General features: G+C 74.2%; 16 protein-coding genes and 1 pseudogene. 6 read left to right on the top strand and 11 right to left on the bottom strand.

Annotation, left to right across the window (positions count from 1 at the left end):
• Positions 1–304 precede the first annotated feature (304 nt).
• On the top strand, positions 305–970 hold the full coding sequence (locus tag ACIG3E_RS29125; RefSeq protein ID WP_399622408.1) for a TetR/AcrR family transcriptional regulator: 666 nt from the start codon (positions 305–307) through the stop codon (positions 968–970).
• A 7-nt stretch (positions 971–977) separates the two neighbouring features.
• Here ACIG3E_RS29125 and ACIG3E_RS29120 read toward each other — a convergent pair whose 3' ends face one another.
• From ACIG3E_RS29120 to ACIG3E_RS29100, 5 genes are all read right to left on the bottom strand, one after another.
• The gene (locus ACIG3E_RS29120; RefSeq protein ID WP_399622406.1) at positions 978–1,862 is read right to left on the bottom strand and encodes an aminoglycoside phosphotransferase family protein; all 885 of its coding nucleotides are present in this window, start codon (positions 1,860–1,862) and stop codon (positions 978–980) included.
• A gap of 116 nt (positions 1,863–1,978) precedes the next feature.
• A complete protein-coding gene (locus tag ACIG3E_RS29115) occupies positions 1,979–3,124 on the bottom strand; it encodes an RNA polymerase sigma factor (RefSeq protein WP_399622404.1) in 1,146 nt (381 codons plus the stop codon).
• The gene (locus tag ACIG3E_RS29110) at positions 3,121–3,528 is read right to left on the bottom strand and encodes a YciI family protein (RefSeq protein WP_399622403.1); all 408 of its coding nucleotides are present in this window, start codon (positions 3,526–3,528) and stop codon (positions 3,121–3,123) included. Before ACIG3E_RS29110 ends, ACIG3E_RS29115 begins: the two co-directional genes overlap by 4 nt.
• Positions 3,529–3,650: 122 nt before the next feature.
• Positions 3,651–4,496: an alpha/beta fold hydrolase gene (locus ACIG3E_RS29105; RefSeq protein WP_399622401.1), complete on the bottom strand. Its 846-nt coding sequence runs from the start codon at positions 4,494–4,496 to the stop codon at positions 3,651–3,653.
• Positions 4,493–5,089, bottom strand: coding sequence for a TetR/AcrR family transcriptional regulator (locus tag ACIG3E_RS29100; RefSeq protein WP_399622399.1), 597 nt, complete (start codon positions 5,087–5,089; stop codon positions 4,493–4,495). The genes ACIG3E_RS29105 and ACIG3E_RS29100 overlap by 4 nt, the downstream gene beginning before the upstream one ends.
• Before the next feature lie 357 nt (positions 5,090–5,446).
• On the opposite strand from ACIG3E_RS29100, the gene ACIG3E_RS29095 reads away from it, so the two are divergent.
• Positions 5,447–7,489 (top strand): alkyl/aryl-sulfatase, encoded by a 2,043-nt coding sequence (locus tag ACIG3E_RS29095; protein WP_399622397.1) that lies wholly within the window; start codon positions 5,447–5,449, stop codon positions 7,487–7,489.
• Here the strand turns inward: ACIG3E_RS29095 and ACIG3E_RS29090 are convergent.
• Entirely contained in the window at positions 7,447–8,274 is an 828-nt protein-coding gene (locus tag ACIG3E_RS29090) for a hypothetical protein (RefSeq protein WP_399622396.1), read from the bottom strand. The two genes, ACIG3E_RS29095 and ACIG3E_RS29090, sit on opposite strands and share 43 nt — an antisense overlap.
• A gap of 22 nt (positions 8,275–8,296) precedes the next feature.
• Entirely contained in the window at positions 8,297–9,127 is an 831-nt protein-coding gene (locus ACIG3E_RS29085; protein ID WP_399622394.1) for a hypothetical protein, read from the bottom strand.
• 192 nt (positions 9,128–9,319) lie between these two features.
• Here ACIG3E_RS29085 and ACIG3E_RS29080 point away from each other — a divergent pair, with 192 nt between their 5' ends.
• Positions 9,320–10,345 (top strand): zinc-dependent alcohol dehydrogenase family protein, encoded by a 1,026-nt coding sequence (locus ACIG3E_RS29080; protein ID WP_399622393.1) that lies wholly within the window; start codon positions 9,320–9,322, stop codon positions 10,343–10,345.
• A 44-nt stretch (positions 10,346–10,389) separates the two neighbouring features.
• Here the strand turns inward: ACIG3E_RS29080 and ACIG3E_RS29075 are convergent, their stop codons facing one another.
• A complete protein-coding gene (locus ACIG3E_RS29075; RefSeq protein WP_399622392.1) occupies positions 10,390–11,271 on the bottom strand; it encodes a helix-turn-helix domain-containing protein in 882 nt (293 codons plus the stop codon).
• Between the two features lie 158 nt (positions 11,272–11,429).
• Between ACIG3E_RS29075 and ACIG3E_RS29070 the strand changes: the two genes are divergently transcribed.
• Together ACIG3E_RS29070 and ACIG3E_RS29065 are read left to right on the top strand one after the other, a co-directional pair.
• The gene (locus ACIG3E_RS29070) at positions 11,430–12,659 is read left to right on the top strand and encodes a hypothetical protein (protein WP_399622390.1); all 1,230 of its coding nucleotides are present in this window, start codon (positions 11,430–11,432) and stop codon (positions 12,657–12,659) included.
• A gap of 133 nt (positions 12,660–12,792) precedes the next feature.
• Positions 12,793–13,071, top strand: a pseudogene (locus ACIG3E_RS29065) (hypothetical protein); the annotation flags it as partial.
• 288 nt (positions 13,072–13,359) lie between these two features.
• Here ACIG3E_RS29065 and ACIG3E_RS29060 read toward each other — a convergent pair.
• The gene (locus ACIG3E_RS29060) at positions 13,360–13,755 is read right to left on the bottom strand and encodes a GNAT family N-acetyltransferase (protein WP_399622389.1); all 396 of its coding nucleotides are present in this window, start codon (positions 13,753–13,755) and stop codon (positions 13,360–13,362) included.
• Between the two features lie 99 nt (positions 13,756–13,854).
• Between ACIG3E_RS29060 and ACIG3E_RS29055 the strand changes: the two genes are divergently transcribed.
• Complete coding sequence (locus tag ACIG3E_RS29055; RefSeq protein WP_399622387.1) at positions 13,855–14,787, top strand: GNAT family N-acetyltransferase; 933 nt, start codon at positions 13,855–13,857, stop codon at positions 14,785–14,787.
• Here ACIG3E_RS29055 and ACIG3E_RS29050 read toward each other — a convergent pair.
• The gene (locus tag ACIG3E_RS29050; RefSeq protein WP_399622385.1) at positions 14,780–15,535 is read right to left on the bottom strand and encodes a helix-turn-helix domain-containing protein; all 756 of its coding nucleotides are present in this window, start codon (positions 15,533–15,535) and stop codon (positions 14,780–14,782) included. The two genes, ACIG3E_RS29055 and ACIG3E_RS29050, sit on opposite strands and share 8 nt — an antisense overlap.
• 32 nt (positions 15,536–15,567) lie before the next feature.
• The gene (locus tag ACIG3E_RS29045; RefSeq protein ID WP_399622384.1) at positions 15,568–15,786 is read right to left on the bottom strand and encodes a hypothetical protein; all 219 of its coding nucleotides are present in this window, start codon (positions 15,784–15,786) and stop codon (positions 15,568–15,570) included.
• Positions 15,787–15,945 lie beyond the last annotated feature (159 nt).

The following is a 15,945-nucleotide window of genomic DNA, read 5'->3' as shown; positions in this document are numbered from 1 at the left end:
CGACGGAAGAAGGAATGCCGTTCGCGGAACGCGACCCTGCGGTGAATTCGCGGTAGCGGGCGCCTCGTCGAGCGGTTTCACCGTACGTACGGAAAGGAGGACGGAGCAAAGACGAAATGTCAACAGGCCCTATAGGCAAGCCCTATGGCATCCCCGCCCGGCGCAGCACACCGCCGGTTCGCGGACGTGGCGCACCACGCCGACCAGTGCGACCACGACCGGGAAGCCCGAGGTCGACAGTTTGCGTGATAGCTTCTAACTAAATCGCGAAGATGTAGTCGTAGGGTGCGGAGGGTGGCAGGCCATGGCGAAGGCGGAGCCTCAAGCAGGGGCGAAGACCCCCAGGGAGCGCTACCGCGCCCAGGTGCGCGCGGAGGTCAAGGAGCACGCCTGGGAGCAGATCGCCACGGCGGGGGCCTCCGCGCTCTCCCTCAACGCGATCGCCAAGCGGATGGGCATGAGCGGGCCCGCCCTCTACCGCTACTTCGCCAGCCGCGACGAGCTCATCACGGAGCTCATCCGGGACGCGTACCGGAGCCTCGCCGACACCGTGCGCGCGGCCGCCGCCGACGGTGCCGACCTCGCCGGACTCGCGCACGCCCTGCGCGCGTGGGCCCTGGCGGACCCGCAGCGCTACTTCCTCGTCTACGGCACGCCCGTGCCCGGCTACCACGCGCCGCAGGACATCACCGGCATCGCCTCCGAGATCATGGCGACCCTGCTCGACGCGGGCGCGGCACGCGCCCCGGACGGCTCCGCGACGCCGTTCCGCACCCACCTGGAGGACCACCGGGCCTGGGCAGGGGACCACCCCGCCCCGCCCGCCGTCCTGCACCGCGCCCTCTCCTTCTGGTCCCGGCTGCACGGCGTCCTGTCGCTCGAACTCGCCGGGCACTTCACCGGCATGGGCTTCGACCCCGCCCTGTTCTTCGCGGCCGAGCTGGACGACCTGCTGGCGGAGGGGACCTGACCCGGCGTCAGGCGGTGCGTGCCGCGTCCGTGAGGACCTCGGCGATGACGTGGCGTGCCACCGTCGCCATGCGCTGGTTCCTGTCCCGGTAGTAGCTCAGTTCCCGCAGGGCGATCGACAGGGCCCAGCCGCGGCCCCGCGCCCAGGCGGCGGCGTCCGGCGGCAGCGCGGCCCGGAAGGCGTCGCGCACGTCGGCGGGCAGCACGTACCACGCCACGATGAGGTCGACGGCGGGATCGCCGAGGCCCAGGCACTCGAAGTCGATGACGGCGCTCAGTCGCCCCCGGTGGAGCAGCAGGTTCCCCGGTTGCAGATCCGCGTGGATCCACACCGGCTCTCCGGACCACTCGGGGGCGCGCAGGGCCGTCTCCCACGCGGCGGCTGCCGCAGCCGTGTCGATGACGCCGCGCAGGTCCGCGAGCGCGCCGCGGGTCTCCGCGTCCCGGTCCTTCAGGGGCCCGCCGCGGTACGAGGGCGGCCCGCCCGCGGGGTCGACGCCCCGCAGCGCCAGGACGAACTCCGCCAGGGCGGTGGCGAGCGCGCCCGGTTCGGCGATCCGGCCGACGACCGGGTTCTCGCCCTCGATCCAGCGGTAGACCGCCCACCGCCAGGGGTACCCCTCGCCCGGTGCCCCCTCCCCCAGCCGCACGGGCACCGGCACGGGGAGCGACGGGGCGAGCCTCGGCAGCCACACGTCCTCCTTGGCGACCTCGTCGGCGGACCCCGACTCGCGCGGCAGCCGCACCACCAGGTCCTCGCCGAGCCGGTACATGACGTTCGACGTACCGGCCGAGTCCACCGCCTCGACGGGAAGGCCCGCCCACCGCGGGAACTGCGCGGCGATCAGCCGTCGTACGAGATCCGCGTCGACGCGCGGGGTGCCAGAGCTCATGGGTGCCCTTCCGAGGCGGGTTCCTCCACGCGCGCGGGGGTGTGCGGACGCGCAGGACATCCGAACGTTCCAGGGCCCGGCGCGTCAACCGAAATTCGCGCGGGGGGCGTGCGGTGTCAGCCGCGAAGGCGCGTGTTGAGCCGGGCGGCCTGGCGCGTGAGGTGGTCGCGCTCGGGGAGGGTGGGGGCCGAGCGGGCGGCTTCGACGTAGAGCCGTGCCGCGCTCGCCAGGTCGCCGTCGCGCTCGTGCAGGTACGCCGCGACGGCGGTGTGCCGGGGCAGGGCGGGGTCGAGCTCCGCCAGGGCGGCGAGGCCCGCCCGCGGGCCGTCGGCCTCGCCCACCGCGACGGCCCGGTTGAGGCGGACCACGGGGCTGTCGGTGAGGCGTACCAGTTCGTCGTACCACTCGACGATCTGCACCCAGTCGGTCTCCTCGGCGGCCGGGGCGTCGGCGTGGAGCGCGGCGATGGCCGCCTGGGCCTGGAACTCGCCCAGGCGGTCGCGGGCGAGGGCGGCCTGGAGGATGGCGATGCCCTCGGCGATCAGCGTGGTGTCCCACCGGCCGCGGTCCTGCTCGGCGAGCGGTACGAGGCTGCCGTCGGGGCCGGTCCGCGCCGGGCGCCGGGCGTGGTGGAGCAGCATGAGCGCCAGCAGGCCCGCGGCCTCCTCGTGGCGGGTCATGGCCGCCAGTTGGCGCGTGAGGCGGATCGCCTCGGCGGAGAGGTCGACGTCGCCGGAGTAGCCCTCGTTGAAGACGAGGTAGAGCACGCGCAGGACCGTGGCGAGGTCGCCGGGCCTGTCGAAACGGACTCCGGAGACGGTCCGTTTGGCCCTGCTAACGCGCTGGGCCATAGTCGCCTCGGGCACCAGGTACGCCTGGGCGATCTGCCGGGTGGTCAGGCCGCCGACCGCGCGCAAGGTGAGCGCGACGGCCGAGGCCGGGGTCAGGGACGGGTGCGCGCACAGGAAGTACAGCTGGAGCGTGTCGTCCACCGCCCCGCCCTGGCCGGGCGCGGGCTCGGCCTCGGCGCGCTCCTCGCGCCGCCGCCGCGCGGTGTCGGCGCGGGCGGCGTCGAGGAACTTGCGCCAGGCCACCGTGACCAGCCAGCCCTTGGGGTCTCGCGGCTCCGCGCCCGGCCACCCCCGCACGGCCTCGACCAAGGCTTCCTGTACGGCGTCCTCGGCCGCCGCGAAGTCGGCTCCGCGGCGGACGAGCACACCGATCACCTCGGGCACGAGGTCCCGCAGCAGGGACTCGTTCACTCGGTGGCCGTGGGCCGCACGCCGTAGAACGGGCGTACCTCGAGCCACTCGTGGATCGGCTTGCCGCCCGCGCCCGGGGCCGCGGACAGCTCGGCGGCCAACTCCAGCGCGCGGTCGTAGGTCTCGACGTCGATCACCATCCACCCGGCGATCAGGTCCTTGGTCTCGGCGAACGGGCCGTCGGTGACCGGCGGGCGGCCCTCGCCGTCGTAGCGGACGAAGGTGCCCTGCGGGGAGAGCGCCTGGCTGTCGACGAACTCGCCGGTCTTCTCCAGGCGAGCGGCGAAGTCGTTCATGTACTGGATGTGGGCCGTGACCTCCTCCGGCTTCCACTGGTCCATCGGTACGTCGTTGACCGACGCCGGGGCGCCCCGGTAGTGCTTCAGCAGCAGGTACTTGGCCATCGTGATCTCCTGGGTGAGGTACGGCCCATTGTGGCCGTGTTCCGCTCCTGGGACGGAGCCGCTCGCGGGTTCTCGACATCCTTCCGTGGAATTCTTCCGACGGATTTAGCGGCCTGACCGGACTAGGGGCGGAACGCCTCGTGGAGGAGGGTGCCGAACGCGCGGGGGTGCGTGGTCAGGCCCGTGTGCCCGCCGGGGAAGCGCAGCAGGTCGGTGCCCAGGCGCTCGGCCAGGTGGGCGGTCGCGCGGTGGGGCAGCTCGCCGGGCGAGTCCTGGCCGCCCGCGAGCACGAGGCGGTCCGCCAGCGCGCGCAGCCGGTCCACGTCCGGGGTGTGGGACATGAACGACGGCACGATGCGCGTGACGAAGTACGGCAGGTCGGCCATCGTCCGCTCGGCTCGCGCCGCCGCCTGGGGCGGCAGTGCGGGCGGCGCCTGGGGCGCGGCCTTCGGCGCGCCGGTGGCGTCCTTCGTGAGCCCGGCGGCGAACACGGTCATGGCCGCCATCAGCCCCTCGGCGTGGAAGGTCTCCTGTACGCGGGCGATGAGCGCGCGGTGCTCGGCCGCGTCGGGCAGGAGCTCCACCAGCGGCGGCTCGTGCGCCACGAGGCGTGTGACGCGCTCGGGGTGGGTGCTGAGCAGGTGCAGGGCCGCGATCGCGCCCGAGCTGGCGCCGAAGACCCGGGCGGGCTCGGCGGGCGAAAGGCGGGCGAGGAGCCGGTAGGCGTCGTCGGCGTGCTCGGCCACGTGCTGCTCGGCGCCGGGGTCGTCCAGCGGGCTGCGGGACATGCCGCGCGGGTCGTAGGTGGCGACGGTGTAGGTGGTGGCCAGGTCGTCCGCGACGCCGTCGAAGGCGGCAGCGCCGCCCGTCCCGCCGGGTATGAGCAGCAGGAGCGGGCCGTGGCCGCGCACTTCGTAGTGCAGGGTCGCGCCGCGCACGCGCAGGCTGCCGGTGGTCGGTCCGGTCATCGGGGGTCGTCTCCTTCTCGGGACGGGGGCCAGTGCTCCAGGAGGGTGTGCAGGGCGTCGAGGGCGCGCTCCCAGGTCCGCTGCGGCGACCGCTCGTGCGCGAAACCGCCCGCGGCCTCCAGGGCGACGAAGCCGTGGAAGGTGCTGCGCAGCACCCGGACCGCGTCGGTCAGATCGGGCTCGGCGAGGCCGTAGCCGCGCAGCATGCCGTACGTCAGCTCGACGGCGCGGCGTGGCCCCGCGGCCCGGGCGGCCAGTTCGGGGTCGATGGGAATCGGGGTCTGCGTCGCCGTGTAGCGGCCGGGGTGCGCGTGGGCGTACTCCCGCCAGGCGTTGGCGAACGCGATCAGCGCGTCCTTGCCGGAGCGCCCGGCGGTCGCCTCCGCGATGCGGAGGGTCTTCTCGTCCGCCGCGAGGAGCGCGATGCGGCCGCGCAGGTCCTCCAGGCTGCGGACGTGCGAGTACAGGCTCGCGTCCTTCACCCCGAGGCGCCGCGCGACCTGCGACATCGTCACGCGGTCGAGGCCGACCTCGTCCGCGAGCTCCGCGCCCGCCCTCGTCACCGACTCCGCCGTGAGCCCGGCCCGCACCATGCGTCCTCCCGCTTTCCTAGGGGTCCTAGTTTTAACCTAGGGATCCTAGGGTGGCAAACGGGAAGCCTTCCCTTTCCGGCCCGCCTCGCACCGGCCCGCCGTGGACACGCGACCACCGGGGAGACCGCGCCCGCGCCTTGCGCCCGGCGGAACCCGGGGCGCGGCCGCACGCCCCGCCCGGCCGGGCCCGCGGGGCGCCTTCCAGCCAGAGTCACCGCCGCCCGCTCACACTCAGCGATCAACCCCTTGCTCACCGTTCAGGGATCTGACTAGCGTCCTTCGCCTACGGGGCGCGCCCCGCGCCGACGTCCCGTACGCGCGCCCCGCCCTCACCCCCAACCCCGAGGAGGCAGCCGCATGCCCCAGCCCGTCGAGGTGTCCTCGTCCGTCGCGGAAGCGAACCGCGCGCAGCGCGTCCGGCAGGACGCGGACGACTTCGAGGACGCCACGCGCGGCCATCTGGCGCTCCCGCCCCTCCCCGCCGTCCCGGCCCGCGCCCCCGGCGGCGCGCCGGTGTGGGACTTCGCGGGATCCGCGTTCCTGCACCGCGGCGACACACCGCCGCCCTCGGTCAACGCGCACCTGTGGCGCCGGAGCCAACTCGCCGCCATCGCCGGCCTCTTCCTGGTGGCGCGCACGCCCGAGCACGCCCTCTACCAGGTGCGCGGCTACGACCTCTCGAACATGACGATCGTCGAGAGCGACACGGGCGTCGTCGTGCTCGACCCCCTGGCCAGCTACGAGACCGCGCAGCACGCCCTCAAGCTCTACCGCGACACCACGGGAAGCCGAAAGCCCGTCATCGGGGTCCTCTACACCCACAGCGACGTCGACCACTTCGGCGGCGTACGCGGCCTCTTCGACGAGTGCGGCGGCGAGGTGCCCGACATCCCGGTCATCGCCCCCGACGGCTTCCTGGAGCACGTGGCCGGGGAGCAGCTGGGCGCGGGCCCGGCCGTGGCGCGCCGCGCCGCGTACACGTACGCCGCCGGGCTCGACAAGAACCCGTACGCGCAGGCCGGTTCGGGCCTCGGCCTGACCGTCTCCACCGGTGAGGTGACGCTGATCCCGCCCACCGTCAGCGTGGGAGACGCCGACCACGGGCCCGTGCCGCGCGACCAGTGGTCGGCCGAGGACGTCGTCCCCTGGCGGCCGGGCCTGTGCCGGCAGGTCGTGGGCGGCGTCCGGATCGTCATCCAGCGCGGCCCGCGCGCCACGGACCCGGCGGCCATGAACCTCTACTTCCCGCAGCTCAAGGCCCTGTGCGTGGCGGACAGCGCGGCGCACGCACGGACCGCCGGGCGGGTGCGCGACGCCCACACCTGGTCGCGCCGCCTCACCGAGGCCGTGCAGTGCTTCGCCGGGCACGCGGAGGTCGCCTTCGCCGCGCACCACTGGCCGGTGTGGGGCCAAGAGAGGGTCACCGAGCTCCTGAGCGTCCAGCGCGACGTGTACGCGTACGTGAACGACCAGACCCTGCGGCTGATCAACGGGGGCAGGAACGGCCCGGAGATCGCCGAGGAGCTGAGGCTGCCCGCCGCCCTCGCGGACCACTGGTACACGCGCGGCCGCCACGGCCCGGTCGGCCAGGACGCGAAGGCCGTCCATCAGCACTACCTGGGCTGGTTCGACGGCAACCCGGCGCACCTGTGGACGTATCCGCAGGCCGAGGCGGGCCGTCGGTACGTGGAGGTGATCGGCGGGCCCGACGCCGTGGTCAGCGCGGCACGCAAGGCCTATCAGCAGGGCGACCCGCGCTGGGCCGCCGAGCTGCTCAACCACGTCATCTTCGGCTGCCCCGAGCGGAGCGGCCCGGCCAGGCGGCTCCAGACCAAGGCCCTCAGCCAGCTGGGCTACGGCGCGCAGAGCGGCACGTGGCGCAACCTCTGCCTCAGCGGCGCCCGCGAACTCGCCGTCGGCGTGCGGCAGTTCGCCCGGCAGGCCACCGGCGACCTCGTCGCGGGCCTCAGCGTCGAGCAGTACTTCGCCGCGGTGGCCCGCCGCCTCGACGGCCCCCGGGCCGCCGACGAACAGCGCTCCCCCCTCGTCCTGCGGTGGCGCGTCACCGGCGCCCTGGAGCAGGAGTGCACCACCACACTGCGCCACGGCGTACTGGTCCACGTGCCGGGCAGGGACCGCATCGCGGGCACCCCGCAGGCGACGATCACGCTCTCCCGGGCCGTCCTCGACAGCCTGTGCCTCGACGGACCGGACTTCCGGCGCAACTTCACCGCGGCGGTCGAGCGGGGCGAGATCGCGCTCGGCTCGGCTGATCAGCTGCCGTACGCCGAGGCGGTGCTGGCGTATGTCACGGCCCCGGACCCGGGGTTCCCGCTCGCGGCCCCGGCCGTGCCGCGTCAGGCCCCGGTGCCCCCGAGGGCGGGCAGGAACTGGTCGTAGAAGTCCGTCTTGAGCCGCAGGGAGCGCTCCTCCATCTCCTGGAAGCCGTCGGACGAGGGCTCGCGGGCGAGCAGTTCGCTCAGGCGGCGGCCGAGGCGGTCGGCGTGGGTGGTGGAGAGCAGGGAGACCCGGGCCAGCGGGTTGGCCTTCGCGTCGTGCGAGTGGTGCGGGTAGTAGAAGCGCGAGCGGTTCTCGCCGCCCCGGGTGAGCAGGGGGCCCATGCGTTCCCACAGGCGTCCGTACTCGACGGACACCAGGATCTCGCCCCAGAAGCGCAGGAGCGTCAGCATCCGCACGTCGGCGTCCGGCTCGGCGCCCGCCTCGGCGATCATCTCCAGGGAGTCGAGGATGACCTTCCGGGTGGTCGCCGAGGGCTTCGAGGTGACGATTCTCCGCTGGGGGATGCCCAGTTGGCGCAGGTCCTCGGTCATGTCCTCGCGGTGCGAGCGGGTGTGGCCGTGGCTGTCGGGGTACTCCTCGCGCAGGATGACCCGGGCGATCCGCAGGCTCGCCTCGTCGCTGAGGAGGTCGATGGCCAGGTCGTAGCACGGGGTGAACGCGAGGGACACGAACCGGCGTTGCAGCAGGACCTCGGCGAAGGAGTCGTCCGGCAGGAGCGCGATGTTCGCGAGCACCGGGTGCTGGTCGAACCGCTCGACCAGGGCGTCCTCGAAGGCGTCGAGGCGGTCGAGTCCGCCCGCGGCGCCCGGCGCGCCGAGCACGCCGGTCACGGCCGCCGCCCCGGCACGTCCCGCACGTCGGTTCGATCCGTTCTGCTGCTGCATGGCCGCGCTCTCTCTTCCGGGGTCACAGGTTGATCCTTCCGACGGATCCGCGCCAGTCGCTCATGTCCACGGCACAGCCGATGCTCCAGAGCGTGTCCACCTCCCGCTGCACCTCCCTGCCCATCACGGTGGCGCAGCCCTCGATCTCCATCTGGGTGGAGCGGATCGCGAGCCGTCCGTGCAGGAACGAGCTCACCAGGTAGTGCTCGTCGGCTTTGTAGACGGCGACGGACGGCAACGAGTTGTACACGCGCACCTCGAGGCGGGCGCGGGCCTCGTCCCCCGCGTCGTGGACCAGTGAGGCGAGGGTGGACAGGCACTGCTCGATGTTGGCCCTGACGTCGCCGTCGCGGGCGGGGTCCCGCACCGTGCGCAGGGCCTCGCTGCGCAGTCCGGCCACGGGCGACGACGGGTGCAGGAGCAGGACGCGCACCCGCACCTGGCGCTCCACGATGGCCTTGCGCAGACCGCGGTCGAACTCGTCGAGGTTCGGTATCCACGTCTGCAGGATGGCCACCTCGCGCGTCGCGCCGTCCACGAGCGTGGCGAACCTGTCGTCGGGGAACCGCTCGTGCACCCGCACCACACCGGCGTAGTGCCGCTGCCTCAACTCCCGCGCGAGGGTGTCGATGTCGAGCTTGGACACCTGCGCGTGCACGTCGTCGAGGACCTTGAGCCGGTCGAACTCCAGGAGCAGGAAGAGCGTGACGGTGCTCAGGATGAGCAGGGTGACCTTGGGCAGGGTGCTGCCCGGCGCCAACTCGTCCAGCCAGCCCAGCAGATCGGCGAGCACCACCACGATGCCCGCCCCGGCCATCACGGCCAACGCGATCCGCTCGGCCCGATAGCGCATGCCGCCCCGCATCCCCCGCTCCCACCTGCCGATCGGCGCCGTCGGCGACGATGCTAGCCGGGGCGCGGGGCCCGCGGAGGGCGTTCAGGTAGTACGACGACCATCGAAGTTTGACAGTCATCGTACTTTCGGCTTGGGTGATCCACGGTGCCGCACGGCGCGGCGCCTCAACCGGGGGAAGGACGGCGCGTGATGGCCAGGACGGTGCGGTTCCACGAGTACGGCGGGGCTGATGTGCTGCGGATCGAGGACGTGGAGGTCGGTGCGCCCGGCGCCGGTGAGGTGCTGATCCGCGTGGACGCGATCGGGCTCAACCGCGCCGAGGTGCTGTTCCGCGGCGGCCACTACATCGAGACGGTCCGTCAGTTCCCCGCGCGGCTCGGCGCGGAGGCGGCGGGCGTGGTCGAGGCCGTCGGCCCCGGGGTGACGGGCTTTCGGACCGGCGACGCGGTCAGCGTGGTGCCCGCCTTCTCGATGAACGACTACGCCGTCTACGCCGAGCGCGCGCTCGTCCCGGCCGCCGCGCTGCTTCATCGCCCCGAGGGCCTCGACGCGGTCGCGGGCGCGGCGGTGTGGATGCCCTATCTGACGGCGTACGGAGCCCTGGTGGACGTCGGCGGGATGCGCGCCGGGGACACCGTCGTGCTGACCGCGGCCTCCAGCAGCGTGGGCCTCGCCGCGATCCAGATCGCCCGCCGGGTGGGGGCCGTTCCCATCGCCACCACCCGCACCGGCGCCAAGAAGGAGGCACTCCTCAAGGCGGGGGCCGCAGCTGTCGTCGTCACCGAGGAGGAGGACGTCGTCGAGCGGGTGCGCGCGCTCAACGACGGACGGGGCGCCGAGTTCGTCTTCGACGCCATCGCCGGTCCGGGGGTGGTGGACCTGGCGAAGGTCGTCGCGCCCGGCGGCACGCTCTTCCTGTACGGGGCGCTGAGCGGCGAGGCCACCCCCTACCCCGGCTTCGACCTCGGCATGCCCGCGCTGAACATCCGCACCTACACCCTGCACGAGCTGACCACCGTGCCCGAACGGCTCCGCCGCGCCGAGGCGTTCGTCGCCTCCGGCCTCAGCACCGGCGCCTTCACGCCCGTCGTGGACCGCACCTTCCCGCTGGCGGAGGTCGCCGACGCGCACCGCTACATGGAGGCGGGCCGCCAGGTGGGCAAGATCGTCATGACGGTGGACGGGCATGAGGGCGACGGGGGCGTAGCCGCCTAGCCGCCCCGGACGGAGCCATCGGGCCGGGCCGAGGCCGGGGGCACTCAGCGGTGAGGAGCCGGGGGCGCTCCGCTCTCCGGGGCCGTCCGGAAGTCCCCGGGCGTCCACCCCGTCGTCCGGTGGAAGAACTTCCCGAAGTTCGCCGCCTCGTCGAAGCCCAGGCGCCGTCCGATCGCGGCGGCGCTCAGATCGGTGTGGACCAGGAGCCGCTTGGCCTCCAGGGCCACCCGCGCGTCGATGACGGCCTTCGCGGGGCGCCCGGTCGCGGCGAGGCAGGCCCGCGTGAGCGTCTTGGGCGTGGTGGCGAGCCGGACGGCGTACGCCGCCACGGAGCGCTCGGCGGCGAAGCCCTCCTCCACGGCCGCACGGAAGCGGCCGAAGAGCTCGCCCGGGCCGACCGGGACGGGCTCGCCCTCCGGCTCCGGCAGCAGCGCGATCCGCAGGAGCAGCGCCCCCAGGGTGTGGCGCAGCAGATCGGTGCCGAGGTCGCGCGGCCCCCTCTCGTACGTGTCGTGGGCGGTGGCCAGCAGGTCGGTGAGGCGCGTGAGGTCCCTGAGGTCCGTGCCCCGCGTGCGCCAGTGCGCGGGGGCGAAGGGGTCGTCGAGGAGCGGGCCGATCCGCAGGGGCGGCGGGAAGTCGGGCGTGAACAGCACGAGGCGGGCGCGCAGCCCCGGCTCACGGGCGTGGGCGTGGACCTGGCCGGGCCTGATCCACAGCAGGGTGCCGGGGCGGCAGTCGTGGCCGACGAAATCGACCATGTGGGTGCCGTGTCCCCGCGTGACCAGGACGAGCAGGTGGAAGTCCAGGCGCTGCGGCCCGGCCCCACCCTGCTCCGGCAGGTGTGCGCGCTCCTCGGCGAGGGTCCGTACGTCGATGCCGAGGGCTGGGCAGTGCGGGTTGCGGTAGCTGATGTCGCTGATCGGCACCGCAGGCGGTTGTCCGTTTTTGACCATGATTGCTCTCGAACATACCTCGTGTGACGGGTGGGGCGCGGGGAGTGTGGAGGGGTGCCGGAAAGCCCTCCCCGCCGCAGCCGGGAGGACGGCCGCACGCCTTCCCCCTGGTATCGCCCACGGAGGCCGCGATGACCCTGACCTCGCTCTCCCCTTCCGCCCCGCCCCGGGCGCCCGCCGTGCGCGGCCGCCTCCTGCTGGTGGCGCTCGGCGCGGCCCCGGCCGTCGCGCTGCGCCTCGGCGGGGCCGCGCCCGGCCCCGTCGTGGGCATGCTGGTCTTCGGCCTCGGCGTGCTCGCCGCCGCCGTGCTCCTGATGTGGGCCGCGGAGACCGCGCGCGCCGACATCTCCGGCGCGCTCGCCCTGGCGCTGCTCGCCTTCATCGCCGTCCTGCCGGAGTACGCCGTGGACCTGTACTTCGCCTACACCGGTGGCCGTGACCCCGCCAACGCGGCGTACGCGGCGGCGAACATGACCGGCGCCAACCGGCTCCTGATCGGCGTGGGCTGGCCCCTCGTCGCCCTCGCGGGCTATCTGGCCGCCCGCAGGAGCGGGGCCCGCCCGGCCGTCGCGAGCACCACGCTGGGGGCGCACCGGCGCGTGGACATCGGCTTCCTCGCCGTGGCCGCGGTGTTCGCCTTCGTGCTGCCCCTGACCCGGCAGATCGCCTGGTACGTGCCGCTGCTCATCATCCCCTGGTACGGCTTCTACCTGTGGCGCGTCGCCCGCTCGGGCCCCGGTGACGACGAGGAGTTCACGGGCGTGCCCGCGCGCCTCGCCCGGCTCCCCCGGCGTCGGCGCAGGCTGACGACCACGGCGCTGTTCGTCGCGGCGGCCGCGGTGATCTTCGCCGCCGCCGAGCCCTTCGCCACCTCGCTGATCTCGGCGGGCGGTTCTCTGGGCGTCGACCGGTTCCTGCTGGTGCAGTGGGTCGCGCCGCTCGCCACCGAGGCGCCCGAACTGATCGTCGCGGTCGTCTTCGCCTGGCGGCTGCGGGCGGACGACGGGCTCGGAGCGCTGCTCTCCAGCAAGGTCAACCAGTGGACGCTCCTTGTCGGGCTACTGCCCGTGGCGTATCTCGTCGGAGGCGGCGGCTTCGGGATGCCGCTCGTGGGGCGCCAGGTGGACGAGGTCGCGCTGACGGCCGCGCAGACGGTGCTCGCCGTCGTCATCCTGCTGGACCTGCGCTTCCGCCTCTGGGAGGCGGCCACGCTCTTCGGCCTCTTCGCCGCGCAGTTCCTGCTCCCCGCGGAGAGCGCCCGCCTCGTTTTGACCTACGTCTACCTGGGCCTGGCCGCCGTCCTCCTCGTGCCACGGCTGCGGCACGCGGGGCCGTCGCTGCGGGCGATCGGCGGCCGGTGAGCGACCACCGCCGCGGCACCAGGCGCCAGCCGCTGTCATACGCGCGGGCCCGGTCGGTCTCTTCCTGGCCTGCGACCTGGGCCTCGGGCTGCTCCGTGCTGGTGCTCGAACGGGAGCAGGAACCCGGCTCGCCGTGGCGTGGGCCACTTCGCCGGAATCGTGCTCGTTCCGGCCGGGGTCGACCTCGCCGCCCTGCCGTTCCGGCTCCCCGGGCCCGCGGCGGACGGCCTGTTCACGAACCTCGAAGCGGTCGAGACGGTGCTTGCCGAGCGGGCGGACAGGCTCGGCGTGGAGATCAGGCGGGGCGTCACGGTCGAGGACGTCGTCCAGGACGACGAGAGCGTGGCCGCGCACCGCCTGGAAGCTCGCGGCGACCGTGCGCGGCCGCGCGCCGGACGGGCTCCTCGACACCTACACCCGCGAACGGCATCCGGTCGGCGCCCGGGTGCTCGACTGGACGCGCGCCCTGGCGGCGGTGATGAGGCCGGAGCCGCACGGCTTGGCGCTCCGGGAGGTGATGCGCGACCTGCTCGCGACCCGGGACGGCACGACCCTGGTGTACGCGAGCCCAACTGCCGTGCGCCACCTGGATGTTCGCCGGGCTCTTCGCGACGAGCGAGCCGCGAAGAGCGAGCCGGAGCACCGGGCCGAGGACGGCGGGCGCCCGGCCCCGGCCGGTCACGGCGCGCCCGCCGGTCCTTCAGAGGGCGATGAGCCCCGCGGGCGTGGGCCGGAACCCGCAGGCCTCGAAGTAGAACGGCCCCAGCTCGTCGTCGAAGTCGACGTGCAGCCACTCGCATCGGGCCGCCCGGGCGTGCCGGGCGGCCTCGGCGACGAGCCCGGCGCCGACCCCGGAGCGCCGGCGCCCCGTGGCGACGACCGTGTCCAGGACGAAGGCGTGCACACCGCCGTCCCACGCCACGTTCACGAAGCCCACCAGGTCGCCGCCGTCGCGCGCGCAGACCCAGCCGAGGCTGTGGCGGCGCACCTGGCCGAGCCAGTCGAGGTCCAGGACCGGGTGGCCGAAGCCCTCCGCGTGCAGCGCGTTGACGGCCGCGTTGTCGAAGTCGCCCCGCCACTCGTACGTGATCGTCATGGCGCCGAGACTCTCATGCGCCGCCGGCGCGGCCCCGCCGAGCCCCCGAACCTCACCGTTCCCCCACCGCGACACGACTCCCCTGACTAGAGTCAGAGAATGGCTGACGACGCACAGATCGCCCGAGTACGCCGCTTCAACCGCACCGTCACCGAGCGCGTGGGCGTGCTCCACGACCACTACCTGGGCCTCGACCGGCCCATCGGAGAGGCCCGGCTGCTGTGGGAGATCGGTGAGGGCGACGACGGGCAGGACGTGCGGCGGCTGCGGGAGCGGCTCGGGCTCGACTCCGGGTACCTGAGCCGACTGCTCCGCGCCCTCGCGGCCGACGGGCTCGTGGCCGTACGGCCGAACCCGCGCGACCGGCGGGTCCGCACCGTCCGGCTCACCGCCGCGGGCCGCGCGGAGCGCGCCCTGCTCGACCGGCACAGCGACACCCTGGCCGGGGCTCTCCTCGAACCGCTCAACTCCGCGCAGCGCGGCAGGCTCGTCGCCGCGATGGCCGAGGTGGAGCGGCTGCTCACCGCCGCGACGGTCACCCTCGACGCCGTCGACCCCGGCCACCCGGACGCCCGCTCCTGTCTGACGTCGTACTTCGCCGAGATGCAGGAGAGCTTCGAGACGGGCTTCGACCCGGCGCTCAGCCTGCTGCCCGACGCGGGGGAACTCCGGCCGCCCCACGGCGTGTTCCTCGTCGCGCGGCTGCACGGCGAACCCGTGGGCTGCGCCGGTCTGAAGCTGCCCGCCGACGCGCCCGCTGAGATCAAACGCATGTGGGTGGCGCCCCAGGTGCGCGGCCTCGGACTCGCCCGCCGGTTCCTGGCCGAGCTGGAGGACCGGGCCGCGCGGCACGGCCACGTCCGGCTGCGCCTGGACACCAACAAGGCCCTGACGACGGCGATCGGCCTGTACCGCGCCTACGGCTTCGATGAGGTGGCCGCCTTCAACGACGAGCCGTACGCCCACCACTGGTTCGAGAAGCGGATCACCGGGCCCGCCCCGGAGGAGGCTCCCGGGCGGCGGCTCACGTAGGCCCGGCGCACGGGCGCGGCGACGGCCGGGCCGCCGCGGGCACCGGCGCGGGCCGGAACAGCGGCATGGCCAGGGCCACCGGAGGGAACGCACTCGGCGCCCCCGCGGCCCGTCGCGGCGCCCCGGCGGGCCGGGCCCGGTCGTGCGGGCCCGGGCGGCCGCGGGGGTGGGTCTGGAGGGCGCGGTCGGCCGCGTGCAGCACCTCGCAGTGGCGCTTGACGCGCTTCCAGGCCAGGACCCACTGTTCCCACGCGCTGCCCGTCACGTCGCACACGTGCAGGAACGCGTAGAGCTGTGGCAGGTCGAACATGGACGTGCCCGCCAGCATGCGCCGCACCGTGCTGTGCGGCAGTTCGCCGTGGTCCCCCGCGCGGTGCTCCATCTCCTCCATGGGCATCGCCCCGGCCTTGTAGTAGAGCTGCTGCAGGGCGTGGATCAGCTCGCCCTTGTCGTACACGCGGTCAGGACGCGGCACGCGCGCGCCCGGGTTCCGGTGCCGGTGCTCGGTGTAGCGGGCCGCGCGCCACAGCCTCCGGGCGTGGGTGACCGAGGCCCCGCAGGCCCGCGCGTACGCCTCCACCACCGGGAGGCGGGGGATCCGCGTCCCACTGGTGGCCCGCGAGAACGTGGTGTCGCAGAAGGCGTGCGCGGAGCGGCCCGCCAGCTCCCGGTGGGTGAGGCCCGCGGCGCGCCGCTGGGCACGCAGCCACTCCGCCAGCTCCTCCAGGCGCGCGTTGGCGGTGGCCACCGGCCGCTCCGGGCGCCCCACGGCCGCCCCGGTCACCGCTCGACCGGCGCGAGCGGGGCGCGCCGGGCCAGCTGGGCGGCGACCAGGCCCGCGGCCGTCAGCGCTTCGGCGATCACGACGACGGGCAGTCCGGCGAGGGCGAGCGCGGCCCCGAGGACGAGCACCACGACGACGATGACGGTCTGCTCGCCGGTGGGCCGGGCCGGGGGCGTGGGGACGACGCACGGCAGGCGTCGACGCGACTTGTCCATGAACTACCTCTGGATCTCGGAGTGCTGATGTTCCCGGGCCCCGCGCCACCAAGGGCGCGGGGCCAACTGCGCAACGGGCGTACGCCCGTTGCGCAGCATGGTGGCACCGGATCCGGGCCCTCGCCGGAGTTGATGCATGCCCGCCCCGCCTGCGCGCCG

Source organism: Streptomyces sp. NPDC053474 (assembly GCF_044544845.1).
Taxonomy (GTDB): Bacteria; Actinomycetota; Actinomycetes; order Streptomycetales; family Streptomycetaceae; genus Streptomyces.
This window is presented reverse-complemented; position numbering and strand designations above follow the sequence as displayed.

Bases quoted from the DNA above. Each gene is read 5' to 3' on its own strand.
- ACIG3E_RS29125 (WP_399622408.1), top strand. From the start codon at position 305: ATGGCGAAGGCGGAGCCTCAAGCAGGGGCGAAGACCCCCAGGGAGCGC.
- ACIG3E_RS29120 (WP_399622406.1), bottom strand. From the start codon at position 1,862: ATGAGCTCTGGCACCCCGCGCGTCGACGCGGATCTCGTACGACGGCTG.
- ACIG3E_RS29110 (WP_399622403.1), bottom strand. From the start codon at position 3,528: ATGGCCAAGTACCTGCTGCTGAAGCACTACCGGGGCGCCCCGGCGTCG.
- ACIG3E_RS29105 (WP_399622401.1), bottom strand. From the start codon at position 4,496: ATGACCGGACCGACCACCGGCAGCCTGCGCGTGCGCGGCGCGACCCTG.
- ACIG3E_RS29100 (WP_399622399.1), bottom strand. From the start codon at position 5,089: ATGGTGCGGGCCGGGCTCACGGCGGAGTCGGTGACGAGGGCGGGCGCG.
- ACIG3E_RS29095 (WP_399622397.1), top strand. From the start codon at position 5,447: ATGCCCCAGCCCGTCGAGGTGTCCTCGTCCGTCGCGGAAGCGAACCGC.
- ACIG3E_RS29090 (WP_399622396.1), bottom strand. From the start codon at position 8,274: ATGCAGCAGCAGAACGGATCGAACCGACGTGCGGGACGTGCCGGGGCG.
- ACIG3E_RS29085 (WP_399622394.1), bottom strand. From the start codon at position 9,127: ATGCGCTATCGGGCCGAGCGGATCGCGTTGGCCGTGATGGCCGGGGCG.
- ACIG3E_RS29080 (WP_399622393.1), top strand. From the start codon at position 9,320: ATGGCCAGGACGGTGCGGTTCCACGAGTACGGCGGGGCTGATGTGCTG.
- ACIG3E_RS29070 (WP_399622390.1), top strand. From the start codon at position 11,430: ATGACCCTGACCTCGCTCTCCCCTTCCGCCCCGCCCCGGGCGCCCGCC.
- ACIG3E_RS29060 (WP_399622389.1), bottom strand. From the start codon at position 13,755: ATGACGATCACGTACGAGTGGCGGGGCGACTTCGACAACGCGGCCGTC.
- ACIG3E_RS29055 (WP_399622387.1), top strand. From the start codon at position 13,855: ATGGCTGACGACGCACAGATCGCCCGAGTACGCCGCTTCAACCGCACC.
- ACIG3E_RS29045 (WP_399622384.1), bottom strand. From the start codon at position 15,786: ATGGACAAGTCGCGTCGACGCCTGCCGTGCGTCGTCCCCACGCCCCCG.